The sequence below is a fragment of the Armatimonadota bacterium genome (assembly GCA_031459855.1).
GTDB lineage: Bacteria > Sysuimicrobiota > Sysuimicrobiia > Sysuimicrobiales > Humicultoraceae > Fervidifonticultor > Fervidifonticultor primus.
Genome location: JAVKHP010000001.1, coordinates 658913 through 682022 on the forward strand (window position 1 = coordinate 658913; position 23110 = coordinate 682022).

General features: G+C 73.4%; 20 protein-coding genes. 12 read left to right on the plus strand and 8 right to left on the minus strand.

Features of this window, described 5'->3' with window-relative positions; all coding sequences use genetic code 11:
- Nucleotides 1-30: 30 nt before the first annotated feature.
- From QN157_03005 to QN157_03035, 7 genes are all read right to left on the minus strand, one after another.
- Nucleotides 31-2532, minus strand: coding sequence for a copper resistance protein CopC (locus QN157_03005; protein ID MDR7554553.1), 2502 nt, complete (start codon nt 2530-2532; stop codon nt 31-33).
- A gap of 14 nt (nt 2533-2546) precedes the next feature.
- Entirely contained in the window at nt 2547-2900 is a 354-nt protein-coding gene (locus tag QN157_03010; GenBank protein MDR7554554.1) for a hypothetical protein, read from the minus strand.
- Complete coding sequence (locus tag QN157_03015) at nt 2897-4735, minus strand: ABC transporter ATP-binding protein (protein ID MDR7554555.1); 1839 nt, start codon at nt 4733-4735, stop codon at nt 2897-2899. The genes QN157_03010 and QN157_03015 overlap by 4 nt, the downstream gene beginning before the upstream one ends.
- Nucleotides 4732-6765 (minus strand): ABC transporter ATP-binding protein, encoded by a 2034-nt coding sequence (locus QN157_03020; GenBank protein ID MDR7554556.1) that lies wholly within the window; start codon nt 6763-6765, stop codon nt 4732-4734. The genes QN157_03015 and QN157_03020 overlap by 4 nt, the downstream gene beginning before the upstream one ends.
- Nucleotides 6766-6826: 61 nt before the next feature.
- Complete coding sequence (locus QN157_03025; GenBank protein ID MDR7554557.1) at nt 6827-7588, minus strand: 5-oxoprolinase subunit PxpA; 762 nt, start codon at nt 7586-7588, stop codon at nt 6827-6829.
- An 84-nt stretch (nt 7589-7672) separates the two neighbouring features.
- Entirely contained in the window at nt 7673-8320 is a 648-nt protein-coding gene (locus tag QN157_03030; GenBank protein ID MDR7554558.1) for an MBL fold metallo-hydrolase, read from the minus strand.
- Nucleotides 8317-8628 (minus strand): hypothetical protein, encoded by a 312-nt coding sequence (locus QN157_03035; protein ID MDR7554559.1) that lies wholly within the window; start codon nt 8626-8628, stop codon nt 8317-8319. The genes QN157_03030 and QN157_03035 overlap by 4 nt, the downstream gene beginning before the upstream one ends.
- A 33-nt stretch (nt 8629-8661) precedes the next feature.
- On the opposite strand from QN157_03035, the gene QN157_03040 reads away from it, so the two are divergent.
- From QN157_03040 to tcuB, 9 genes are all read left to right on the plus strand, one after another.
- Entirely contained in the window at nt 8662-9222 is a 561-nt protein-coding gene (locus tag QN157_03040) for a thioredoxin family protein (GenBank protein MDR7554560.1), read from the plus strand.
- A 22-nt stretch (nt 9223-9244) separates the two neighbouring features.
- Nucleotides 9245-9946, plus strand: a complete 702-nt coding sequence (locus QN157_03045) for a putative N-acetylmannosamine-6-phosphate 2-epimerase (GenBank protein ID MDR7554561.1) — start codon at nt 9245-9247, stop codon at nt 9944-9946.
- Nucleotides 9947-10074: 128 nt separating this feature from the next.
- Complete coding sequence (locus QN157_03050) at nt 10075-11325, plus strand: extracellular solute-binding protein (GenBank protein MDR7554562.1); 1251 nt, start codon at nt 10075-10077, stop codon at nt 11323-11325.
- Nucleotides 11309-12343, plus strand: a complete 1035-nt coding sequence (locus QN157_03055) for a sugar ABC transporter permease (protein ID MDR7554563.1) — start codon at nt 11309-11311, stop codon at nt 12341-12343. Before QN157_03050 ends, QN157_03055 begins: the two co-directional genes overlap by 17 nt.
- Before the next feature lie 109 nt (nt 12344-12452).
- Nucleotides 12453-13280, plus strand: a complete 828-nt coding sequence (locus tag QN157_03060) for a carbohydrate ABC transporter permease (GenBank protein ID MDR7554564.1) — start codon at nt 12453-12455, stop codon at nt 13278-13280.
- Nucleotides 13281-13341: 61 nt separating this feature from the next.
- Nucleotides 13342-14289 carry a pyridoxal-phosphate dependent enzyme gene (locus QN157_03065; protein ID MDR7554565.1) on the plus strand — a complete coding sequence of 316 codons (948 nt, stop codon included), beginning with the start codon at nt 13342-13344 and terminating at the stop codon, nt 14287-14289.
- Between the two features lie 11 nt (nt 14290-14300).
- The gene (locus QN157_03070; protein ID MDR7554566.1) at nt 14301-16070 is read left to right on the plus strand and encodes an ABC transporter substrate-binding protein; all 1770 of its coding nucleotides are present in this window, start codon (nt 14301-14303) and stop codon (nt 16068-16070) included.
- 195 nt (nt 16071-16265) lie between these two features.
- On the plus strand, nt 16266-17666 hold the full coding sequence (gene tcuA / locus QN157_03075; protein MDR7554567.1) for an FAD-dependent tricarballylate dehydrogenase TcuA: 1401 nt from the start codon (nt 16266-16268) through the stop codon (nt 17664-17666).
- Complete coding sequence (gene tcuB, locus QN157_03080; protein MDR7554568.1) at nt 17659-18825, plus strand: tricarballylate utilization 4Fe-4S protein TcuB; 1167 nt, start codon at nt 17659-17661, stop codon at nt 18823-18825. Before tcuA ends, tcuB begins: the two co-directional genes overlap by 8 nt.
- Before the next feature lie 202 nt (nt 18826-19027).
- Here the strand turns inward: tcuB and QN157_03085 are convergent, their stop codons facing one another.
- The gene (locus tag QN157_03085) at nt 19028-19456 is read right to left on the minus strand and encodes a YbaK/EbsC family protein (GenBank protein MDR7554569.1); all 429 of its coding nucleotides are present in this window, start codon (nt 19454-19456) and stop codon (nt 19028-19030) included.
- Nucleotides 19457-20022: 566 nt separating this feature from the next.
- Here QN157_03085 and QN157_03090 point away from each other — a divergent pair.
- The 3 genes from QN157_03090 (at nt 20023) to QN157_03100 (ending at nt 23091) form a co-directional block, all read left to right on the plus strand.
- Nucleotides 20023-20154, plus strand: coding sequence for a hypothetical protein (locus QN157_03090; protein MDR7554570.1), 132 nt, complete (start codon nt 20023-20025; stop codon nt 20152-20154).
- 9 nt (nt 20155-20163) lie between these two features.
- Nucleotides 20164-21444 (plus strand): DUF4010 domain-containing protein, encoded by a 1281-nt coding sequence (locus QN157_03095; protein ID MDR7554571.1) that lies wholly within the window; start codon nt 20164-20166, stop codon nt 21442-21444.
- A gap of 234 nt (nt 21445-21678) precedes the next feature.
- The gene (locus QN157_03100; GenBank protein ID MDR7554572.1) at nt 21679-23091 is read left to right on the plus strand and encodes an efflux RND transporter periplasmic adaptor subunit; all 1413 of its coding nucleotides are present in this window, start codon (nt 21679-21681) and stop codon (nt 23089-23091) included.
- Nucleotides 23092-23110 lie beyond the last annotated feature (19 nt).

Consider the following 23110-nt stretch of genomic DNA (forward strand, 5'->3'; position numbering starts at 1 on the left):
GCGGCATACCCGCGTGGCTGGCGGAACCGGTCAGCGCGGTCCCCCGCGCGGGGGCTCGATCAGGAGCGCAGCACCGAAGTCGTACGCGCGCAGCGCCATGTAGTGCGCCGGCGCGGCCATGAGCAGCCGGTGGATACGGCCGTCAGCGAGGCCGATCCACGCGGCGAAGGCCGCCGTCTGATCCGGCGCATCCCAGAGGACGATCTGGCACGTGGCGTCGCCGCAGGGCAGCCGCCGCCCGAGCCGTGCGCCCTGGGCCCCACGGGTGTAGCCGAGGGCGCCCTCGATGGGCCCGCCCTGCTCGAGATCGCGTACGACCCAGGCGGCCCCGGGTTCGCGCAGGTACTGCCGCTGGCCGATGCGGATCAGGTCCACCCCGGTCGACGTCCGCAGCCGCAGGCGGTCGCCGTAGCGAATCTCGTAGTGCGCGGTCAGCGCGCCCCCTGCGCCGTCGGTCAGATGCTCTTCCTCCCGCCACGTACGCGCGGCGGCCATCGCGGCTCGGGCGCGCTCCAGCAGGCGCTGCGCCTGCGGATCGGGTGCCGGCCGCTGCGGGCCCGCGACGAACGGGAACCCCAGCACGACGTCGGGCTGTCCCCGACGTCGCACGGTGACGACGAGCTCCCACCAGCCCGCGACGGCCAGCTCTGCCCCCTCCCCGACGGCCCGCCCGGGCCCGGCACCGCGCAACGTCGGCACGACCACCTCGGTCTCCTCGGCGAGTTCGACGAAGCGCAGCAGCACCCGGCTGTCGGGGTCCAGCGGCCGTCCGTCCGCGTACCGCGCCGTCACCTCGTACCGGGACCAGCCGGGGGCGCCGGCCGGGGCGACCACCAGTCCCACGCGCAGCCCGCCCACCAGGCTGGCGAACACCAGTGGCCGCTGCACCGACGCCGACGCGGCCTGCTGCTCGCTCACCGTGCGGGCAGGTGGCGCGAGCGCGATCACCGTGGCGACGCCGACCACGAGCGCCGCGACGGCCAGCTCGAGCCGCACGACCCGCAGCAGGCCCGCCAGGGCTGCGCCCGTGGCGTGGGGCGGGGCGTCGGCTGCAGCGGACCGTGGGGTGGGCGACCGGGTTGCCGCTGCCGGGTCGGGAGGCTGGAGGAGGACCAACGGACCTGCTGCTGTGGGGTCGGCAGGTCGCGCACCTTCCGCCACGCCCGCGCCGAGCACCTGCGGCACCAGCCGGAACCGATTCACGGCCCCCAGCGCCGCCACCGCGGCCACCAGCAGCGCCTTCACCAGCAGCCCGCGGCCGTACAGCGTGTCGACCAGGGCGCGCAGCCCGGGCACGTGCAGCCCCGCCGCGTACGCGCCCGTGACCGCCACCGCGCCCAGGGCCACCGCCGCGACACGCGACGCCCGCGGCACGAGGACCGCCGCAAGCGCTGCGCGCTCCGGGGCTGAGGCCGGCGCGACGGCCACCACCACCGCAGCCAGGCCGCCCAGCCAGGTGGCGGCGGCGACCAGGTGCACCCAGTCCACCACGCCCGCCACGACGCCCGCGCCTGCCGCATGGGACGAGAGGGTGAACCCCAGGAGCAGCAACGCCGCGGTCGCCAGCGGCACGGGGCGCATCGCAGGGACACGCACGTCGCGGATCTGGGGCAGCAGCGAGGCCGCCAGCACCCCGAGCATGCCGTAGACGGACGAGGTGAGCACGACGAGGGTGCCGTGCGCGCTCCCAAGCGCCGACAGGCCGCCCAGCGCCGTGGTCATGAGCCCGACCAGCACGAGCCAGAGTAGTCCGGTCAGTTGCAGGATGCGCCCGGACGGCGAGGGCGGCGCCAGGAGCACCAGCGCCAGCGCAGCGCGCCACAGCGCGCTCTGCCCCGGGCGCGTGGACACCAGGAACGTGGCGACCCCGCCGCGTGCGACGACCGCCAGCGCGGGCTGGTCGAAGGCCAGGCTGGCCTGCGCGACCACGTCGACCGCGGTGGCCGCAACGAGGGTGCCGGCCGCGGCCATCGTGAGCCGGCGCAGCCGCCCCAGGGCGGCGCCAGCGGCGGCCGCGGCGAGCGCTGGCAGCGTGGGGGCCGCGAGCGTCGCGCGCACCCACGTCGCGCCGAACAGCACCATCGCCGCGGCGGTGGCCGTCCACCGCGCCCCGACCAGCACCGCCGGAGGCGTGGCGACGGCCCCCGACGGTGCCGAGGTCCCGAGCGCGCCGGGTGCCTCCTGGCCCACGGCGAACACGAACGCCCCGGCGGTCTGGTGACCATCGACCAAAGACAGCACGCGCCACCGAACGGTGTAGACCCCGGTGCCAAGGCTCCGCAGCGGGACGACGACCGTGCGCCCGTCGGCACCCGTCGCCGCTCGGCCGGACACCGTGGCGCCCGCGGCGTCACGCACGACCGCGCCGCTGAAGCTGGCGTCGACCGGCTCTGTGAACCGCAGCACGAGCTGACGCGGCGGCGCCTCCAGCCGGCTGCCAGGGGCAGGGGTCGCGCGCTCCAGCACGGCGTGGGCGGCGGCCGGAGAGGCGGTCATCGCCGCGGCCCCGAGCACGAGCAGCCCGAGCAGCACGGACGCCCGGCCCCTCAGTCGATGCCCAGCAGCCACACCACGTCCTCGAACGCCCGCCAGGTGATGTCGTCACGCTCCAGCGCCCGCGAGCGGTCGGAGATCTCCGTGCGGGCGTCCAGCGCGCGCAGTTGCTCGTCCATGCGGGTCAGGCGATTGCGCACGCCGGCCAGCTCGGGCAAGTCGACGTCGTCGGGCAACGCCGCCCGGATCTTCTCGATGGCCTCCCGCTCGATCTGGCGGGCCATGCGGTCCATCTCCTGGGCGTCGATGCGCGCGTAGATCACGAGACCGCGGCGCTCCTCCAGGGCCGCCAGCGCGGTCTCCCGCAGCCGCTTCAGCACGGGGTGGCCCTGTCCCCGCGTGCTCATGGTCCTCCTCCCCCTCCTCGTCCGACAGCGCCGGCCGCATCCGACCGGCGCACGCTGGCCTCCTGCTCACGATACTGCAACTGGTACAGGCGCGCGTACAGCCCGCCGCGTGCCAGCAGCGCGGCGTGCGTCCCCTCCTCCACGATCCGGCCCCGGTGGAGCACCAGGATCCGGTCGGCGTCCTGGACGGTGGACAGCCGGTGGGCGACGACGATCGCGGTCCGGCCCTGCAGCACCCGGCGCAGCGCCTCCTGGACCAGGTGCTCGGTCTCGGGGTCCACGCTGCTGGTGGCCTCGTCGAGGACGAGCACGATCTGGGGGTTGTGGGCCAGGGCGCGGGCCAGCGCCAGCAGCTGCTTCTGCCCCACCGACAGCGTCGCGCCGCGCTCGTGCACCACGGCCTGGTAGCCGCCGGGCAGCCGCTCGATGAACGGCGCGGCGTTCACGAACGCGGCCGCGCGGCGCACCGCATCGTCGGTGATGCCCGCTGTGCCCAGCCGGATGTTGTCGGCGATCGTCCCCGAGAACAGGAAGACGTCCTGGGCCACCAGGCCCAGCTGCCGCCGCAGGTCCTGCTGGCGCCACGCGCGCACGTCGACCCCGTCCACCAGCACCTGCCCGCGCTGGGGGTCGTAGAAGCGCAGCAGCAGGTTGATGATGGACGACTTGCCGGCGCCGGTGGGCCCCACCAGCGCCACGCGCTCGCCCGGGTGCACCCGGAACGAGACGTCGCGCAGCACCCAGTCGTCGGCCTCGTAGGCGAACCACACGCGGCGGAACTCGATCTCGCCCCGCACGGCCGGCACGACGACCGGCGCCGGGGGGTCGTCCACCTCCACGGGTTCGTCCAGCAACCGGAAGATGCGCTCCGACGACGCCATGGCGGCCTGCAGGATGTTGTACTTCTCGGCCAGGTCCTCGATGGGCTCGAAGAAGCGCTGCGCGTACTGGATGAACGCCACCACGAGCCCCACCGTCACGCCGCCGGCCAGCGCGCGCACGCCGCCGTACGCCACGATCACCGCCACGGCCGCCGCCGACAGCGCGCCGACCATGGGGTGGAAGAACGCAAACGACCGCAGGGCCGCCAGGCTGGCCGCGAGGTGCTCCCGGTTGAGCGCATCGAAGCGCGCCTGTTCGCGCGCCTCGCGGCCGAACAGCTGCACGACCGTCATGCCCATCAGGTGCTCGTTGAGGAAGGCGTTGATGCGGGCCAGGCGCAGGCGCACCTGCCGGTACGCCTCCCGGGCGCGGACGCGGAACCGCAGGGTGGCGGCCACGATGAGGGGCAGGACCGCCAGCGTCGCCAGCGCCAGGCGCCAGTCGAGGTAGAGCATGATGGCCACGATCCCGACCAGCGTGACCAGGTCGCCGAAGACCGCCACCACGCCCTGCGTGATCAGCTCGTTCAGCGCGTCGATGTCGTTGGTGACGCGGGTGACCAGCCGGCCGACCGGCTGGCGGGTGTAGAAGCCCACCGACAGCCGCTGCAGGTGCGCGAACACCTCGGTGCGCAGGTCGTGCATCGCGCGCTGCCCCACCCAGGCCATGACGTACGCCTGCGCGTACCGCAGCCCAAACCCCGCCACCAGCGCGCCCACGTACGCCGCGACGATCCAGCCCAACCCGGCCAGCCGGCCCGGGGCGATGTGGGCGTCGATGGCCACCCGCACCAGGTAGGGCCCCGCCAGGCCCGCGGCCGAGGTGAGCAGCAGGAGCACGACGGCAGCCGCCACCGCGCCGCGATACGGCTGCACGTAGCGCAGCAGGCGGCGCAGCAACCGGCCGTCGTAGGCGACGCCGGCGAACTCTTCCTCGGGGAGGTGCACGCTCACGTCTGCCCCCGATCGGACGAGGCGGCGTCCGGCGGGGCGTCATCTGCGGCCGCGGGGGCAGCCGCCGACGCGGGACCCGTTGCCGCCGCGAGGTCGCCGTCCGCGGCCCCGTCCTCGGCGTCCAGCGCCTCGCGCAACAGCTGGCGCTGGTACAGATCGGCATACAGGCCGCCGCGCGCCAGCAGGTGCTCGTGGGTGCCCTGCTCGACGATCGCGCCGCCGTCGAGCACGACGATCAGATCCGCGTGCCGCACCGTAGAGATCCGGTGGGAGACGATCACCGTGGTCCGGCCCGCGGCGACGGCGCGCAGGCCGCGGAGGATCTGCTCCTCCGTGGCGGCGTCCACGCTCGAGAGCGCATCGTCGAGGATGAGGATGGTGGGGTCGCGGGCCAGCGCGCGCGCCAGCGTGGCGCGCTGCTTCTGTCCGCCCGAGAGCGTCACGCCGCGCTCGCCCACGGGAGTGGCGTACCCGTGGGGAAACCCGGCGATCTCTCCCGCGAGACCGGCGACCGCCGCAGCCTGCCGCACCCGCGCGCCGTCGGTGTGCATCCCATCCGACCCTGCAGCGCCTGCGGCCAACCCGTCGTGGCCTGGCGCGCCGCGGCCGCTGCGTGCCCCGTCGCTGGCTGACACGGTGCGGCGGGCCGGCACCGTGCCGCTGGCCACCACACCGCCATCGGGCGCTGCGCCCGTCCCAGCCCCGTCGCGCTCGGGCGCGTCGTCGCCCAGGCCGAAGGCCAGGTTCTCCTCCAGCGTGTCGGAGAACAGGAAGGGCTCCTGGGGCACGAACCCGATCTGCCGGCGCAGCGCCTGGAGGTCCCAGGCCCGCACGTCGAGGCCGTCCACTAGCACCGCGCCGGCCGTGACGTCCCACAACCGCGGGATCAGCGACACCAGGGTGCTCTTGCCGGCGCCGGTGGGCCCCACGATGGCCACCGTGGCGCCGGCAGGAATCACCAGCGAGACGTCCCGCAGGACCGGCGCACGGCCGTCGTAGGCGAACGTCACCCCGCGGAACTCGACCGCACCCCGTCGCACCGGCGGCACCCGTGCCGCCGGCGGCGAGGCGATGGCCGGACGCAGGCTCAGGATCTCGTCGATGCGGCGCATCGACGCCAGCCCCTGCTGGGCGATGTTGGCCACCCACCCCAGGGCGATCATGGGCCACGACAGCATCATCAGGTAGCCGAAGAACTGCACCATCTGCCCCAGCGTGATGCGGCCCGCCACCACCGCCACGCCGCCCTGCCAGAGCACCAGCGCCGCGGCCAGGCCGAGGATGAGGGTCATGGCGGGCCACACCGCCCCCGAGGTGCGGGCCAGGCGCAGGGCGCGCGCGACGTACTCGCGGCCCGCGGCCGCGAAGGTCTGCAGCTGCGCCTGCTCCTGGGCGAACGCCTTGACGACGCGGATGCCCGAGAAGTTCTCCTGCGCCAGCGCCGAGAGCGTCGAGAACTGCGCCTGCAGCTGCTCCGAGTGGTGGTGCACCCGCCGGCCCAGCACCAGGAAGACCACGCTGACCAGGGGGAGCACCGCCAGCACCAGGAGTGCCAGGGGCGCGTCGATGGCGACCATGAACACCCCCGCCGCGGCGAACATCACCACGGTATGGAACCCGTACATGACCCCGACGCCGACCAGCCGCCCCACCGCGGTGAGGTCGTTGGTCGCCCGGGCCATCAGGTCGCCCGTGCGCGCGTGCTGGAAGAAGCCTACCGGCAGCCGCTGCAGGTGGGCGAAGTAGGCGTTGCGGAGCTCGTACTCGATGGTCCGCGCCGCGCCCAGCAACCGCAGACGCCAGAAGAACCGCACCGCGCCGCCGGCGACGGCCACGCCCAGGTAGGCCAGCGCCAGCATGGCGAGCTGGTGGGGTGCGGCGCCGGTCCGAATGCCGTCCACCGCCAGGCGCAGCACCCAGGGGTTGGCCAGCGAGAACCCGATGCTGACCAGGCTGAGGGCGAAGCCGGTGAGGTACGCGCGCCGGTGGCGCAGGAGCAAGGCGCGCAGGCGCCGGACGCTGCTGTCCATGCGAGGCGACGGTCGACCCGTCGTGACTACCGCACCGGAGCGACGCCGTGTCCGCTCACGATCAGTCCTCCGGGGGGGCCAGGCGCACGCCCGCGCGTTCCAGCGCGGCGCGTGCGGCCGCGGCCAGCGCCGGGGCCCCCGGCGTGTCGCTGTGGACGCACAGCGTGCGCGGGCGCAGCGTGACCGGCGTGCCGTCGGTGGCTTCCACGACGCCCTCGGTGGCGAAGCGGACGGCCCTGGCGGCGACGCGCGCGGGGTCGGTGAGCAACGCGCCGGGGAGTGCGCGGGGCACCAGCGTCCCGTCGGCGCGGTACCCCCGGTCGAGGAACCCCTCGGCGGCCACGCGCACCCCGCGGGCCCGGGCAGCGGCCGCCATCGGCGAGCCGGGCGGCGCGTAGAGCCACAGCCCGGGGAACGCGGCCGCCGCGGCCACGATGGCGCCGGCGACCGCGTCGTCACGCTCGGCGAGGTTGTAGAGGGCCCCGTGGGCCTTCACGTGGCGCAGCCGGACGCCCTCGGCCGCCGCCAGCGCCGCGACCGCGCCGATCTGGTAGATGAGCATGTCGGTCAGCTCGTCCGGGGGAATCTGCATCGCCCGTCGCCCGAAGCCCTGGAGGTCGGGAAACCCGGGGTGGGCGCCCACGGACACGCCGCGCGCGGCCGCGGCCCGGATCGTCCGGCGGATCACCACCGGATCACCGCCGTGGTAGCCGCACGCGACGTTGATCGAGGTCACCGACGTCAGCAGCTCGTCGTCGGCGCCGATCGTGTAGGCGCCGAACCCCTCGCCGCCGTCGGCGTTCAGGTCGATCACTGCCGTCACGCGTGCTTCCCTCCTTATGCGCGCCTCGGGTGAATGCCTCAGGGACGGCCCCCCGCCGTCGGCGCCCGGTGGCCGCCTGGGCCGCTAGGCACCCGCCGCCGGCGACAGCCCGATCAGGAAGGGGTTCGTGCGCCGCTCCGCGCCCACGGTCGTGGCCGGCCCGTGCCCGTTGTACAGCACGGTCGCGTCGGGCAGCGTCAGGATGTGGCGCGCGATCGACCGCAGCAACGTGTCGTAGTCGCCACCCGGCAGGTCGGTGCGGCCGATGCTGCCCTGGAAGATCACGTCGCCCACGAACGCCAGGCCGTCGCCGATCAGGCAGAGGTGCCCGGGGCTGTGGCCGGGCGTGTGGACCACCCGAAACGTCCGGCCGGCCAGGGTCACCACCTCGCCGTCGCGCAGCAAGCGGGTCGGTGGGGGCGGGGGCGGGATCGAGACGCCGAACAGCAGCAGCGCCCGCTCGGCTGCCACCTGCAGCACCGGCAGCTCGTCTTCGTGGAGCAGGAAGGGCGCGCCGGTGGCCTCGACCAGCGGCCCCACGGCACCCACGTGGTCGAAGTGGGCGTGCGTGGCGACGATCGCTTCGACGGTGAGCCGGTGGTGCGCCACGACCGCCAGCACGCGCTCGGGGTCGTCACCGGGGTCGATGATCGCGCCGGCCCGCGTCGCCTCGTCGCCGATGACGTACGCGTTGGTCCCCACGGGCCCCAGCTGCAGGGCTTCGAGGATCATGGCCGCCGCGGGGCGCGGCCGGGCCCGGCGGCGGGAATAGCCGCGCTGCGCGCCGTCGTAAACCCGGCCAGGTACCGGCGCGCCGCCTCCAGGCGGTCACGCAGGCGGGCGTCGGCATCGGGCGCCTCCAGGTCGTCGGCCGGCAGGAACAGGAGCGCGTGCGCGTCGCCCAGGACCAGGTTGTAGTAGACACCAGCGTAGGGCGCGTCGACCCAGCGGATCGACCCCCGCTCGACGACGAGCGCAGGGTCGATCGCCCGGGCGACCTCGCGCAGCCGCCGGTAGACATCGGTTTCGGACCGTCCCATGGTGCTACGATTGTACCGTAGGAGGACGACGACATGAACTGGCAACATGCCTGGGAGCGTGGGCTCCCGTACGCCGAGTTTCTGGCGCAGTACGGCGAGGAACGCCACCGGGAACGGTGGCAGCGCGTCTACGACCAGGTGGTCCTCGACGACGCCCAGCGGGCGCTGCTGGCGGGGTTTGTCCGCACGATGCACCTGCTGTGCGTGGCCGGCGCGTGGTGCGGGGACTGCGTGCTGCAGGGCCCCATCCTGCAGCGCATCGCCGAGGCCGCGCCGGCCATCGCCCTGCGGTTCCTCGACCGCGACGCGCACCCCGACGTCGGGGACGCGCTGGTCCTCAACGCGGGCCGGCGCATCCCCGTGGTCCTCTTCCTCGCCGAGGACTTCGAGGAGTGCGGCCGGTACGGCGACCGTACCCTGTCGGTCTACCGGCGGATGGCCCGGGACCGGCTGGGACCCGCGTGCCCCACGGGCATCGTGCCGCCCGACGACCAGTACCTCCAGGCCGTGACCCGCGACTGGCTGGACGAAGTGGAGCGGGTGCAGCTCATGCTGCGCCTCTCGCCGCGGCTGCGGGCCCGGCACGGCGACTAACGCACCGCGGCTGCCAACGCAGTTGCACCCGGCCGATCGTTGGAACGCCACCCTCGCCCGCCTCGCCGGCGGGCTCATCGTGTCGTGCCAGGCGCGCCCCGACAACCCGCTGCACGGCCCGCAGTTCATGGCGGCCATGGCCCGCGCGGCGGCAGACGGTGGGGCCGTGGCCGTGCGGGTCAATGGCCCCGACGACGTGCGGGCGGTACGCGCGGCGGTCGCGGTGCCCATCGTCGGCCTCTACAAGCGGTCGCTGGATGCCTCGCCCGTGACGATCACGCCGACCTTCGCAGACGCCGCAGCCGTGGCGGAGGCCGGGGCGGACATCATCGCCCTCGACGGCACGCGCCGACCGCGCCCCGGCGGCCTGACGCTGGAGGTCCTGATCGCGCGCGTGCACACCGAGCTCGGGCGCCCCGTGCTGGCCGACGTGGGCGACCTGGCCGACGGCCTGGCCGCCGCGGCGGCGGGCGCCGACGCGGTGGCGACGACGCTGGCGGGCTACCTGGACCCCGCCCAGCCGCCGCCGGAGGACCCGGATCTGGACCTCGTCGGTGCCCTGGCGGCGCGCCTGTCGGTGCCGGTCATCGCCGAGGGGCGCATCCGCACGCCCGCCCAGGCGCGGATGGCGCTGGCGCGAGGGGCGTTCGCCGTGGTCGTGGGCACGGCCATCACGAACCCGCGGGAGATCACGCGGTGGTTCGTGGCGGCCCTCCGAGCATGACCGCCAGCCCCTCGCGGCCATCGGACCCCGACCCGATCGCCCAGGCGGCGGCATCTGTCATAATGAACATGAACCCGTCCGCCGATGGCACAGGTAGCTGACGATCGGAGACAAGGAGGGACCTGGCCGTGAGACGAGTCCTGGCAGTCGCGCTGGGCGTGCTGGTGGTCGCAACGCTGGCGCCGACCGTGGGGGCGCAAGCGCCGGTGAAGCTCACGTTCTGGAGCTGGCGCACCGAGGACAAGTGGGCCTACGACCGGATCATCCGGGTGTTCGAGCAGCGCAACCCCGGGATCAAGGTCGAGTTCATCCCCTTCCGGCAGGTGGAGTACAACACGATCCTGTCGTCGGCGCTGCAGGCGGGCCGCGGGCCGGACATCATCCACCTGCGGGCCTACGGCGGGCTGGAGCAGTTCGCGGCCCCCGGGTACCTGCTCCCCCTGGACTACGACCAGGTGCCCGAGTTGCGCCGGTTCCCGCTGCAGACCATGGTGGGCGCCCGCAGCCGCAAGGACGGCAGGATCTACGGCGTGCCCTTCGCCACCCAGACGCTGGTGATCTTCTACAACAAGCGCATCTTCCGGGAGGCCGGGGTGTCGCCCCCGCGGGACTGGGACGGCTTCCTCGGCCTGATGAAGACCCTCAAGGAGAAGGGCATCACGCCGCTGGCCAACGGCGGCAAGGACGGCTGGACGCTGGAGGTCGTCTCGGGGGTGATCGCGCCCAACTTCTACGGCGGCACCACGTTCTACGAGGCCGTCACCCGCGGCCAGACCACGTTCCGTGACCCGGCCTACACCGGCGCCATCGCCAAACTGCTGGACCTGCGCCCCTACATGCCGCAGGGGTTCATGGGTGTCGACTACGCCACGATGCAGCAGCTGTTCCTCAACGAGCAGGCGGCCATGTTCATCGGCGGCGCGTGGGAGATCGGGTTCTTCAAGCAGCAGAACAGGACCCTCGAGTTCGACGTGTTCCCCGGCCCGCCGCCCCGCGCGGACCAGGTGCCGTGGGTCTCGTCGTTCGCCGACGGCAACTACGGCATCAACGCCAAGACGGCGCACCCTGAGGCGGCCCTGAAGTTCATCCGCTTCACGGCCACCACCGAGTTCGGGCAGATGTTCACCGACCTGCTGGCCCAGATGTCGGCGGTGCCCGGCGTCGTGATCAAGGATCCGGTGCTCAAGCGGGTGCAGGAGATGAACCGCAAGGCTACGCCCTACATCATGCTGGTCGGCTTCCGGTGGCAGACGCCGACGGGGTCGACCCTGCTGCAGAGCGCGCTCCAGGCCATGATGGCGGGCCAGATGACGCCGCAACAGGTGGGCGAGGAGGTGACGCGGGGGCTGGCCGCCTGGGTGGATGCCTTCCGGCGGTAGTCCGCCCCGCACGCTGGCGCACCCTGCGGGCGCGGGCCGTGCCGGGCGAGCCGGGCTGGCGCGCCTGCGTCCGCCCGCCGCGCTCGGGCAGCCGCGCCTCCGGCTGAGCCTCCGGACCGGCCGGCGCCTGTGGCTGGTGGTCTTCCTGGCGCCGGCCGTCCTGCTCTTCGCCACGTTCATCACCTACCCGATCGTCTCGGCGCTGGCCTACAGCCTGTTCCGCTGGGAGGGGATCGGCCGCCGGGAGTTCATCGGGCTGGGCAACTTCGTCCGGCTGTTCGCGACGTTTCCCTACCCGCGGCTCCTGTGGAACGCCTTCTGGCACAACGTGGCGGTCTTCGTGCTCACCATGGTCGTCCAGAACCTGACGGCGCTGGGCCTGGCCCTGCTGCTGGCCCGCAACCCGCGGGGCGCGCGGGCCTACCGCGTGGTGTTCTTCCTGCCCGTGACGCTGTCGCTGGTGATCGTGGGCTTTCTGTGGGGGCTGTTCCTCAACCCCATCTTTGGCGTCGTGAACAAGGCGCTGGCGCTGGCGGGCCTGGGCCACCTGGCGCGCCCGTGGTTGGGCGATCCCGCCACGGCGCTGGTGACCCTCGTGCTGGTGAACGCGTGGCGGTGGCTGGGCTTCCCCACCCTCGTCTTCCTGGCCGGCATCCACGCCGTGCCCGACGACTACCTGGAAGCCGCCCGCATCGACGGCGCCTCGGAGTGGGACGTGACGCGGCGGATCGTCTTCCCGCTGCTGGCCCCCGCGGTGACGATCATCGTCATCCTGACCTTCATCGGCTCGTTCAACTGGTTCGAGCTGCCCTACGTCATGGCCGGGGTGGCGGGCGCGCCCAACCGCGCCACCGACGTGCTCGGTCTGTTCTTCTACCGCATGGCGTTCGGCGAGGTGGACACCGGGCTGCAGGACATCGGGATCGGCTCGGCCATCGCGGTGCTGATGTTCGCGTTGCTGGCGGGCGTCTCCACCGTAGGAGCGGTGTTGCTGCGGCGGCGCGAGGTAGAGTACTGATGCAACGGTCGGGCGGGGCCAGGCGGGCGGGGCGTACGCGCCACCGGGCCACGGCGCGCGGTAGCACAACGAGGACACGGCCAGGCGGGGCCGACAGCGGAGACCAGGCGTGAGCGGCCGGTCGGGGTGGGCCCTCGTCGTCCAGGCGGTGCTGGTGGCCAACGCCGTCCTGGTGCTGGCACCCATGGCCATCATGGTGATGTCGGCGTTCAAGTCGACGCGGGAGATCTTCCAGAACCCCTTCGGGCTGCCGGCCGTCTGGCGCCTGGAGAACTTCCAGCGGGTGTGGGTCGAGGCGCGCTTTGGGGCCTACTTCCAGAACAGCGTGGTCGTGACCGTGGTCTCGGTGGCCGTGCTGGTCGTCCTGGGCGCCATGGCCGGCTACGCCCTGGGGCGGTTCGCCTTCCGCGGCAACGACGCGCTCTACCTCTACTTCCTCAGCGGCCTGATGCTTCCGGTGCGGCTGGGCGTCGTGCCGCTGTTCATCCTCATGCGCAACCTGGGCTTGCTGGACACCCTGTGGGCCCTGATCCTGGTCTACGCCGCCTCGGGGCTGCCCAGCGCCATCTTCATCCTCACCGGCTTCTTCCGCACGCTGCCCGCCGACCTGGAGGGCGCGGCCCGCATCGACGGCGCCAGCGAGTGGACGATCTTCACGCGCATCATGCTGCCGCTGGTGCGGCCGGCACTGGTCATCGTGACGATCTACAACGCCATCCCCATCTGGAACGACTTCTTCTTCCCGCTGGTCTTCATCCAGTCCGACGCGCGCAAGACGCTGCCCCAGGGCATGACGGTCTTCTTCGGCCAGTACTACACCGACTACGCCACGCTGTTCGCGGGCCTGACGCTGGCCGCCGTGCCCGTCGTGGCCCTGTACGTGCTGCTCTCGCAGCACTTCATCCGCGGGCTGACGGCCGGGGCGGTGAAGGGCTAGTGCGGCGTGCGCGGCGCGCCATGCCGTGCACGGGACGCGGCGGCCGTGGGGGAGGATGCGGGTGACGTTCGCGCAGGTCGAGGAGGCCCGGCGGGTGCTGCGCGCCTACCTGGCGCCCAGCCGCCTGGTGCCCGCCGAGGCCCTCGCGCGGCGGGTCGGCGTGCCGGTCTTCCTGAAGCTCGAGACCGACCTCCCCACCGGGTCGTTCAAGCCGCGCGGGGCCCTCTACGCGCTGTGGACGCGCCAGCAGCGCGGGCGGGTGACCGAGGTCGTGGCCGCCAGCACCGGCAACCATGGGGCCGCGGTCGCCTACGCCGCGCGACAGCTGGGCGTACTGGCCACCATCTTCCTGCCACGCAATCCAAATCCGGTGAAGCGGACCCGCATCGACGCGCTGGGCGCGCGGGTCGTCGAGCACGGCGCCGACCTGGCCGACGCCGCCCAGGCCGCGCGCGCGCACGCAGCGGCCACCGGGGCCTACGTGCTCGACGACGCCACCGACCCCGACCTGCCGGCCGGGACGGCCACCATCGGGTGTGAGATCGTTGAGCAGGCGCCCGAGGCGGCCGTGCTCTACGTCCCCATGGGCGATACGGCGCTCGTCCGCGGGGTGGCGCTGGCGGCCAGGCACCTGCGGCCTCAGATCCGCGTGATCGGCGTGCAGGCCGCGGGCGCGCCGGCCTACGTGCTGTCGTGGCGCGCAGGCCGGCCGGTGCCCACCGCCACCTGCACCACGATCGCCGATGGCCTGGCCACGCGCACGCCGGTGGCCGCCAACGTCGAGGCGATCCGGCGGCTGGTCGACGACGTGCGGCTGGTGAGCGACGAGGCCCTGCTCGAGGCGATCCGCGTGCTGCTGCTGGACGAGCACGTCGTGGCCGAGCCTGCCGGTGCCGCAGCCACCGCCGCGCTGCTGGCCGAGGACACGCCCCCGACCGCGCCGGTGGTGCTGCTGGTCACCGGCGCCAACATCGCGCCCGACGTGCTGCGCCGGGCGCTGGCCCCGTGAGGAGCGGGCCGGTGCGCCGCAGGACCACACCCCGCGTCCCCGCCACCGTCCGCCTGGCCCTGCTGTACCTCGCGGTGGTGCTGGCCGGGGGCGCTGCGCCGGGCGCCTCGGCACCCGCGCTGCCCGACCTCCCCAACCCCAAGGTCGCCGTCGACGCCCCGGAGCTCGGCCGGCCGGGCGGCACGCTGGTCGACGCGCAGAGCGGCGAACCGCGCACGTTCAATCCGGTCATCATCACCGATGCGTCGTCGGGGGCGGTGGTGGCGCCGCTCTTCGACACCCTCGTCGAGAGCAACTACCTGACCGGCGAGATGGAACCGGCCCTCGCCGAGTCCTGGACCCTGTCGCCCGACCGTCGCACCTGGACGTTCGTGCTGCGCGCCGGGCTGCGGTGGTCCGACGGCCGCCCCCTGACGACCGACGACGTGGCCTTCAGCCTCCAGGTGATCTTCACCAAGGGCGTGCAGAGCACCGCCGCCGACCTCCTCACCTTCAAGGGACAGCCGGTGCGCTGGCAGGTGCTGGACGCGCGTCGCATCGCCCTCACCACGCCCGCACCCGTGGGCTTCTTCCTCCGCCTGGTCAGCAGCGTGACGATCGTGCCCCGCCACAAGCTGCAGGCGGCGCTGGCGCGCGGCGGCGCCGCCTTCAACACCGCCTGGGGCATCAACACGCCGCCCCGCGAGCTGGTGGGCAGCGGGCCGTTCGTGATGCAGAGCTACGTCTTCGGCCAGCGGGCCATCTACCGGCGGAACCCGTACTACTGGCAGGTGGACCGCGCCGGGAGGCGCCTGCCCTACCTCGACCGGTACGTGGTGCTGTTCGTGCGCAACCAGGACGCCGAGCGGCTCAAGTTCCTCGCGGGCGAGATCGACCTCTACAGCGCGCGCCCCCGCGAGTACGCCGAGCTCAAGGCCGGCGAGCGCGCGGGGAACTACACGGTGTACGACGGGCCCGAGACGTTCTCGTCGCAGTACCTGGTCTTTAACCAGAACCCCCGGGGCCTGGCCCCACCCAAGCTCACGTGGTTCCAGGACGTGCGCTTCCGCCGCGCCCTCAACCACGCCATCGACCGCGACACCATCGTCAAGCAGGTCTACCTGGGCCGGGCCACGCCCGCGTGGAGTCCCGTCAGCATCGCCAACCGGCTCTACTACAATCCGAACGTCCGGCGGTATCCGTACGACCTGGCCCGCGCCCGGCAGCTGCTGGAGGAGGCCGGGTTCCGCAAGGGAACCGACGGCCGGCTGCGAGACGCGCAGGGCAACGGGGTGGCGTTCACCCTCTCGGTGAGCGCCGAGAGCCCGGACGGGATCGCCATCGGCAACCTGGTGCGGCAGGACTTCGAGCGGCTCGGCATCACGGTGCTCTTCGCCCCCGAGCCCTTCGCCAACCTCGTGACCAAGCTCGACAACACCTTCCGCTGGGACGCCATCATCATCGGGCTCACCGGCGACATCGAGCCCGGCGTCGCCCGCACCTACTGGCTGTCCTCGGGCGCGCTGCACGACTGGAACCCGCGCCAGCCCACGCCGGCCACCGCCTGGGAGGCCGAGATCGACCGCATCTTCGAGCAGGTGGCGCAGGAGGTGGACCCCGCACGCCGCCGGGCGCTCTACTTCCGCTGGCAGGAGATCGTGGCCGACCAGGTGCCGGTCATGTACTTCACCAACCCCAAGACCCAGCCGGTGGTGCGCAACACCCTGGGCAACACCCGGCTGGGCCTCCAGGGCGCGACGGGCCTGCTGGCGTGGCGGTACTACCGGACGGGGCGGCGGTAGGGAGTCCCAGCCCCGGGCCGCGCCGGTAAGCGCACCACAGATGCTCCTGACCGGAGTGACGGGCACGCGCGAGAATGGACCCGCTGGTTCCTCCGTGGGGTATCACCGTCGCAGACCGCTGGCCATCCCCCGTTCGACCTGGCATCGACGTAGTGTGCGCCGGCCTGCTGCAGCGCGAGCCGGCGCGTGCCGCCCATGACGGCACAGGCCTCAAGCCACGTCGACGTGGTCGTCGCCGGGGGCGGAAATGCGGCCCTGTGCGCCGCGCTCGCGGCCCGGGCGCGCGGCGCCACCGTCGCCGTCCTGGAACGGGCACCGCAGCACATGCGCGGGGGGAACAGCCGCCACACCCGCAACCTGCGGTGCGCCCACGACGCGCCCCACGCCTACGTGACCGGCGTCTACACGGAAGAGGAGTTCCTCGACGACCTCCTCGGCGTCACCGGGCACGCCACCAACCACGACCTGGCCCGGCTCCTCGTCAGGGAGTCGGCGACGGTTCCGGACTGGATGGCGGCGCAGGGGGTCAGGTGGCAGCCCCCGCTCGCCGGCACCCTGGCGCTGCACCGCACGAATCTCTTCTTCCTGGGCGGGGGGAAAGCGCTCCTCAACACGTACTACGCGCGCGCCGAGCGGCTGGGCGTGTGGATCCGCTACGAGACGGCGGTGACCGACCTCCTCCTGGACGGGCGCCGCCTGGAGGGGGTCCGGCTCGCCGACGGCACTGTCCTGCGCGCCCGCGCAGCAGTCATCGCCACCGGCGGCTTCGAGGCCGATCTCGGGTGGCTGGCCGAGTACTGGGGTCCGGCGGCCCACAACTTCCTCGTGCGCGGGACGCCGTACAACGACGGTGCCATGCTGCGCCTGCTGCTGCGCTGCGGCGCGCGCTGCGCGGGCGATCCGCGGGAGTTCCACGGGGTGGCCATCGACGCCCGCGCCCCGAAGTACGATGGGGGCATCGTGACGCGGGTCGACGCGATCCCCTTCGGCATCGTCGTCAACCGCCTCGGCCACCGCTTCTACGACGAGGGCGAACAACTCTGGCCCAAGCGGTACGCGATCTGGGGCAAGCTCATCGCCCAGCAGCCGGATCAGATCGCGTTCGTGGTGCTCGACGCGCGGGCGATCCGCCGCTTCATCCCCCCGCTGTTCCCACCGATCACGGCCCCCTCGCTGGTGGAGCTCGCCGGCCAGCTCGAGGCGCAGTTCGGCGTCGACCGGCAGGCGCTGGTGCGCACCATCGAGGAGTTCAACCGCGCCGCTGCCCACAACACCCGCATCGTGCCCGACGTGCTGGACGGGGCCTGCACGCGGAACCTGGATCCGCCCAAGAGCAACTGGGCGTTGCCCGTCGCGACCCCGCCGTTCTTCGCGTTCCCCCTGCGCCCCGGGGTCACGTTCACGTACATGGGGGTAGCCGTGGACGCCGCCGCGCGCGTCCTGCGTCAGGACGGGGTGCCCTTCCACAACCTCTACGCCGCTGGGGAGATCATGGCAGGCAACATCCTGACCCGCGGGTACCTGGCGGGCATCGGCATGACCATCGGGACCGTGTTCGGCCGTATCGCGGGCACGCACGCCGCCGCCCATGCGTGACCCTGACCTGGCGCGCGAGGCCACGCGGCAGCTGACGATCTGCAACGCGTGCCGCTACTGCGAGGGGTACTGCGCCGTCTTCCCCGCTCTGGAGTTGCGCCAGACGTTTACAGGAGGCGACATCGCCTACCTCGCCAGCCTCTGCCACGACTGCCGCGCCTGCTACTACGCGTGCATGTACGCGCCGCCGCACCCGTTCGCCGTCAACCTTCCCCGCACGCTGGCGGCGGTGCGCACCGACACGTATCGACGTCACACGTGGCCAGCGGTCCTGGGCCAGCTGCACAGCCGGTCCACGGCCGCGGCGGTCGTCGCCGCCGGGGTGGCGCTGCTGGTGACGTTGTGGGCCGCCTGGCTCGCGGGCGAGCGGCTGTTCCAGGTCCACACCGGTCCGGGCGCGTTCTACCGCGTGATTCCCCACTGGGCCATGCTGGTCGTGGGGCTGGGGCTGGGCGGCTACTGGATGGCCGTGTGGGCCATCGCCGGCGTGCGCTTCTGGCGTGAGTCCACCACGGGCGCGATGCGCGTTCAGGCCCGGGCGCTGGGCCTGGCTGCGTGGGACGTCCTCCGGCTGCGGTGGCTTGGCGGAGGCGACGCCGGGTGCCCGTATCCCACCGAACGCCCCTCCCAGAGCCGGCGGATCTCCCACGGCCTGGTGTTCTACGGGTTCCTCGCCGCCTTTGCATCCACGACGTCGGCGGCCATCTATCAGGAACTGCTCGGCAGGCTCCCACCCTACCCTGTGGTCAGCCTGCCGGTCCTCCTGGGCAGCGCCGGCGGCGTGGCCATGATCGCCGGGTGTCTGGGGCTGTGGCAGCAGAAACGTCACAGCGACCAGGCGCCCGCGGCCGCCGAGACCCTGGGGAGCGACTACGTCTTCCTGATAGCCCTGGGCATGACCAACGTGACGGGCATGCTGACGCTCTTCCTCCGCCAGACCCCGTTGATGGGCGTTACGCTCGCCGTGCATCTCGGGACCGTGGCGGGCCTGTACGTCACCGCCGCCCACGGGAAGTTCATCCACGCCGTCTATCGCGTGCTCGCGCTCGTGCGCAGCCGCGCCGAGCAGCGCACGGGCCACCTCCCTCTGGAGGTCGCCCCCGCAGCCCGACATCACGCAGGAGCGATCGATCCTGACGGGTCCGTCCCGCCTCAGTGACGACCCTCAGTGACGACCGCAGGATCTGGTCGGTCGCCAAACTGGGGCCGTGATTGGCCGTGACACGGCCGGCCCTCGTTCCCCAGCGACGCGGTGTCGGGTCAGCGAGAGCTACGGCACCCCAGCCTGCGCCCTCCGCACACCAGCCAGGACGGCACGGAAGGTGGCGGCCGGCGCCTCTTGACGTCTGACACCAGTGCCCTCACCGTGGCCCCTGCGCGAACTCGAGCACTGTGGGCCGTACCAGCCGCTCGTAGTCGGCGTAGGCGATGGTCATGGTCTCGCGGTGCGTGCCGGCGTTGAAGGTGATCTCGCGGTTACGGGTCAGGGCCCGGTCGACGTAGACGGGCACGTTGTAGAGGTGGCCGAACGGCGGCATGGCGCCGACCTCACAGTCGGGGAAGACGTCGGCGAACTCGCGCTCGTGCGCCAGGCGTACCGTCCCGGCACCGAGCTGCTGTTTGAGACGCACCAGGTCCACCCGGTAAGGAGCGGGCAGTACGAGCATGACCAGGCGGTCGTCGACGGTGGCCATCACGACCTTGGCGACCTCGTAGCCGCTCACGTGCTCGGCGGCCGCGATCTCCTGCGCGGTGAAGGCCGGCGGGTGCGGCGTGACGCGGTAGGCCACCCCGGCCTCCCTGCACATTTGCTCCAGGCGCTCCCGGCAGGTCACAAGGCACCTCCTCTCCCGGCTGAGGGATCCGTAGGCTCACCTCCAGCATGGCACGGGCTGGCGCCGGCCGCCACAGGGGGCCGGCCACGCCGCAGCGCCGGCAGGTCCGGACCCTGCCGGTGCTCCACCGACTCGTCTCGATGGCCAGCGGCCAGGTGCGTACCGGCAACTCGTTCGGCCCACGCGCCCATGGTGCGGCAGCTGGCGGTCGGCGCGCGCGGCAGCGGTTGCTCCACGCGTCCGTGGATCGGCAGAAACTCGACTGGCCACGACCCGCCACGCAGTCGGTTGCCCCACGCGCCCGTGGATCGGCAGCGATCGACCAGCGCTGGGCTCCGGGGTGGTACGCGGCGCGACCACGCACGACGCTCCGGCGAGAAATCGGGCGGCCAGCCGAGGGCGACGGTCTCCCGGCCGTGGTTTAATGGAAGCATGGGAGCGTCTCTTGTTCGGCATGGGCGCAGTGGCGTCGACCGACCGCTGGCCCACCAGCCACATCCTACCGAGGGGAGGAGACCGTGATGAGAGTGCTCCCGCCCGTCGTGCGCTGGACCCTGCTGGGAGCGGGCGTGCTGTCGGGCCTGGCCCTGGGGGCGCTGGCCGCGTACACCCTCTACGTCGCCTGGCGCTGGCACCAGGCCGCCGGCGCCTAAACCCCGCCCGTGACCGGCGGGCACGACGTCTTTCAACCGGCCATCGGGACCGACGTCGTCCTCCTGCGGCTGGTGGTCGCGGCCGCGCTGGGCGGCCTCATCGGCATCGAGCGTGAGCGCGCCGAGGGCACCGGCTCGCCGCAGTTCGCCGGGGTGCGGACGTTCCCGCTGTTCAGTGTGCTCGGCGCGGTCGTGGCCCTGGCGTCGGGCCAGATCGGGTCCGCCGTCATTGCGGGGTTCGCGGCGGTGGCCGCGCTGGTCGTCGTCTCGTACCTGCGCAGCAGTCGCCGCGACATCGGCACGACCACCGAGACCGCCGCGCTCGCCACCTACTGGGTGGGTGTGCTGGCGGGCGCCGGCGCGCTGCTGCTGGCGGCCGTGCTGGGCATCGGCATGACGGTGCTGCTGGCGTCCAAGGAGCGCCTGGAGGCGTTTCCCCGCGGGCTTAGCCGTGACGAGGTGCAGGCGGCGCTGGTGCTGGCCGTGATCGCGGCCGTGGTGCTGCCGCTGCTGCCCGACGCGCGGTACGGTCCGTGGGGCGTCTGGAACCCCCGTCACCTGTGGGGCATGGTGGTGCTCGTCTGCGGGCTGTCGTTCGTCGCGTTCGTCGGCATGCGGATCTGGGGCGAGGCGCGTGGCCTGTACGCCAGCGGGCTGCTGGGCGGCCTGGTCTCCAGCACGGCGGTCACGGTGTCGTTGGCGACGCGCTCCCGTGAGGAGCCGGTACGCGCCGTGCCGCTGGCGGCCGCCGCGGGCCTGGCGTCGCTGGTGATGCTGGTGCGCGTCGGCGTGCTCGCGGCGGTCGCCGGGCCGGCAGTGTTGCCGCTGCTGCTCCCGTTCCTCGGCGCGGCGCTGGCCGCCGGCGGGGCGGTCGTGGGGGCGCTGGCGCGGCGGCCAGCGCCGGCCCGCGCCGGCGCGCCGGGCCTGGGGAGCCCGTTCCGGTTGTCCCACGCGATGCGCTTCGCCGCCCTCTACGCGCTGGTGCTGCTCGCGGTCGAGGCAGCGGCGCGGTACACGGGGGCGTGGGGCGTGGCTGCTGCAGCCCTGCTCGCCGGTCTCACTGACGTGGACGCCATCACGCTGGCGCTGGCGAGCGCCGCCGGGGGTGACCTGCGTTCGGACTTGGCTGCGCGCGCCATCGCCCTCGCGGTGCTGTCGAACACGGTCGCCAAGGCGGCCTACGCCGCCTGGCTCGGCAGTCCCGCGTTCCGGCGCGCGATCCTCGCCGTGCAGGGTGCAGCGGTGCTGGCCGGGATGGCCGCGCTGGCCACGGTGCACCTGAGGACCTGAACGGGCAGTGGGGCCTGCACGCAACGGGCGACGGCTGGACTCGCCGCGCACGCGGTCCCTCCCGGTGAGCGGTGTGCACGAGCGCATGGACTCGCCGCCCGGCGCGCCGGGCCGCCGCGGAATCGGCTGGGGGCCCGATGGGCAGCGCTCACCGGGCCGTCTACGCTGCAGAGGGATCCGGCATATGACGACCTCGTTTTCCCGGGCCGCCACCACATGCGACGACGCGTGACGGTGCTCGCGGTTCTCCTGCTGGCGGCAGGCGCGCTCGTCTACCGCGACTGGCAGGCGCGCGCGGGCCCCGTGCCGGTCGTTGTCGGCGAGGTCCGACGTCAACCGCTCGCGGCGTCGTTCATCGCCGACGGCATCGTGCAGGCGCGCACCGTGCATCTCGCGCCGAAGCTAGCCGGCCGGATCGCCGCCATCCTCGTGCAGGAAGGCCAGGCGGTGCGGGCCGGGCAACCCCTCCTGCGCCTGGACGATCGCGAGCTCCAGGCAGGCGTCGAGGAAGCTCTGGCCGCAGTGGCCACGGCCCAGACCGCGCGCCAGCAGGCCAGGATGGCGCTCGCACTGGCCCGGGAACGCGCGGCGGCCGAGGAGGCGCAGGCGCGGGCACAGCTGGCCGCGGCGACCGCCCGACTGGATCGGGTGCTGGCCGGCACGCGTCCCGAGGAGATCGCCCGGGCCGAGCAGCAGCTCGCGCAGGCGCGCGCAGCGCGGCAGGCAGCCGAGGCAGCCGCGCGGCGCGCACAGGCGCTGTACGCAGCCGGAGCCATCGCGCGGGCCGAGCTCGACGAGACGCTGACACGCCTGGAGGCGGCGGCGGCACAGGAGGAGGCCGCACGTCAGACCGTGGCGCTCCTCGCGGCCGGGGCGTCGCGAGAGGAGATCGCCGAGGCCCGCGCGGCGGCCGACGCCGCGCGGGCCTCGCTGGCGCGCGCCCTGACCGCCCGGGGCGAGGTCGGCCTGCGCCAGGCCGACGTGGCTGCAGCGCACGCCCGTCTGGCCCAGGCGCGGGCAACGCTCGTCCGCGCCAGGGCGCTCCTGGCAGACGCCAGCGTGCGTGCGCCCTTCGACGCGGTCGTCGCCAGCGTCGCCGTAGACGTCGGCGAGATCGTCTCGCCCACGACGCCGGTGATCACGCTGGTGGATCCCCGGGACGTGTGGGTCGACGCCGACGTTACCGACGAGGACGCCACCAAGGTCCGCGTGGGCCTGGAGGTCACGGTGACGGTGCCGGCCTACCCGGGTCGCCGCTTTCGGGGTCGCGTCACGGACCTGGCGCCGGCCGCCCGGACCCGCACCGACCTGGCCCTGCGCACGCGCATCGTCCGCGTCAAGGTCCGGCTCCTCGACACGCCGGCGTTGACCCCGGGGCTGGAAGCCGACGTGGAGGGGACGGCCACCGTGGTGCCCTCGGCGCTGGTGATACCCGCCGACGCCCTGGCCTTCCGCGAGGACCGCACCGTGGTCTTCGTCGTCGAGCGGGGCATTGCGCGGGTGCGCGAGGTCCACACCGGGTATGCGACCGTGGCGCTGGCGGAGGTCACCGGCGGGCTACGGGAGGGCGAGCTGGTCGTGGTCGACGGGAAGGACCGGCTGGTCGATGGCCGCCGCGTACGCGTCGTCGGCACCGTGGGCCCGTAGCCCCGCGCCACCGGTCCTC

Excerpts from the sequence above, each read along its gene's own strand:
- QN157_03010 (MDR7554554.1), bottom strand. The coding sequence starts at position 2,900 with ATGAGCACGCGGGGACAGGGCCACCCCGTGCTGAAGCGGCTGCGGGAG.
- QN157_03020 (MDR7554556.1), bottom strand. The coding sequence starts at position 6,765 with ATGGACAGCAGCGTCCGGCGCCTGCGCGCCTTGCTCCTGCGCCACCGG.
- QN157_03030 (MDR7554558.1), bottom strand. The coding sequence starts at position 8,320 with ATGATCCTCGAAGCCCTGCAGCTGGGGCCCGTGGGGACCAACGCGTAC.
- QN157_03035 (MDR7554559.1), bottom strand. The coding sequence starts at position 8,628 with ATGGGACGGTCCGAAACCGATGTCTACCGGCGGCTGCGCGAGGTCGCC.
- QN157_03040 (MDR7554560.1), top strand. The coding sequence starts at position 8,662 with ATGAACTGGCAACATGCCTGGGAGCGTGGGCTCCCGTACGCCGAGTTT.
- QN157_03055 (MDR7554563.1), top strand. The coding sequence starts at position 11,309 with ATGCCTTCCGGCGGTAGTCCGCCCCGCACGCTGGCGCACCCTGCGGGC.
- tcuA (MDR7554567.1), top strand. The coding sequence starts at position 16,266 with ATGACGGCACAGGCCTCAAGCCACGTCGACGTGGTCGTCGCCGGGGGC.
- tcuB (MDR7554568.1), top strand. The coding sequence starts at position 17,659 with ATGCGTGACCCTGACCTGGCGCGCGAGGCCACGCGGCAGCTGACGATC.
- QN157_03090 (MDR7554570.1), top strand. The coding sequence starts at position 20,023 with ATGAGAGTGCTCCCGCCCGTCGTGCGCTGGACCCTGCTGGGAGCGGGC.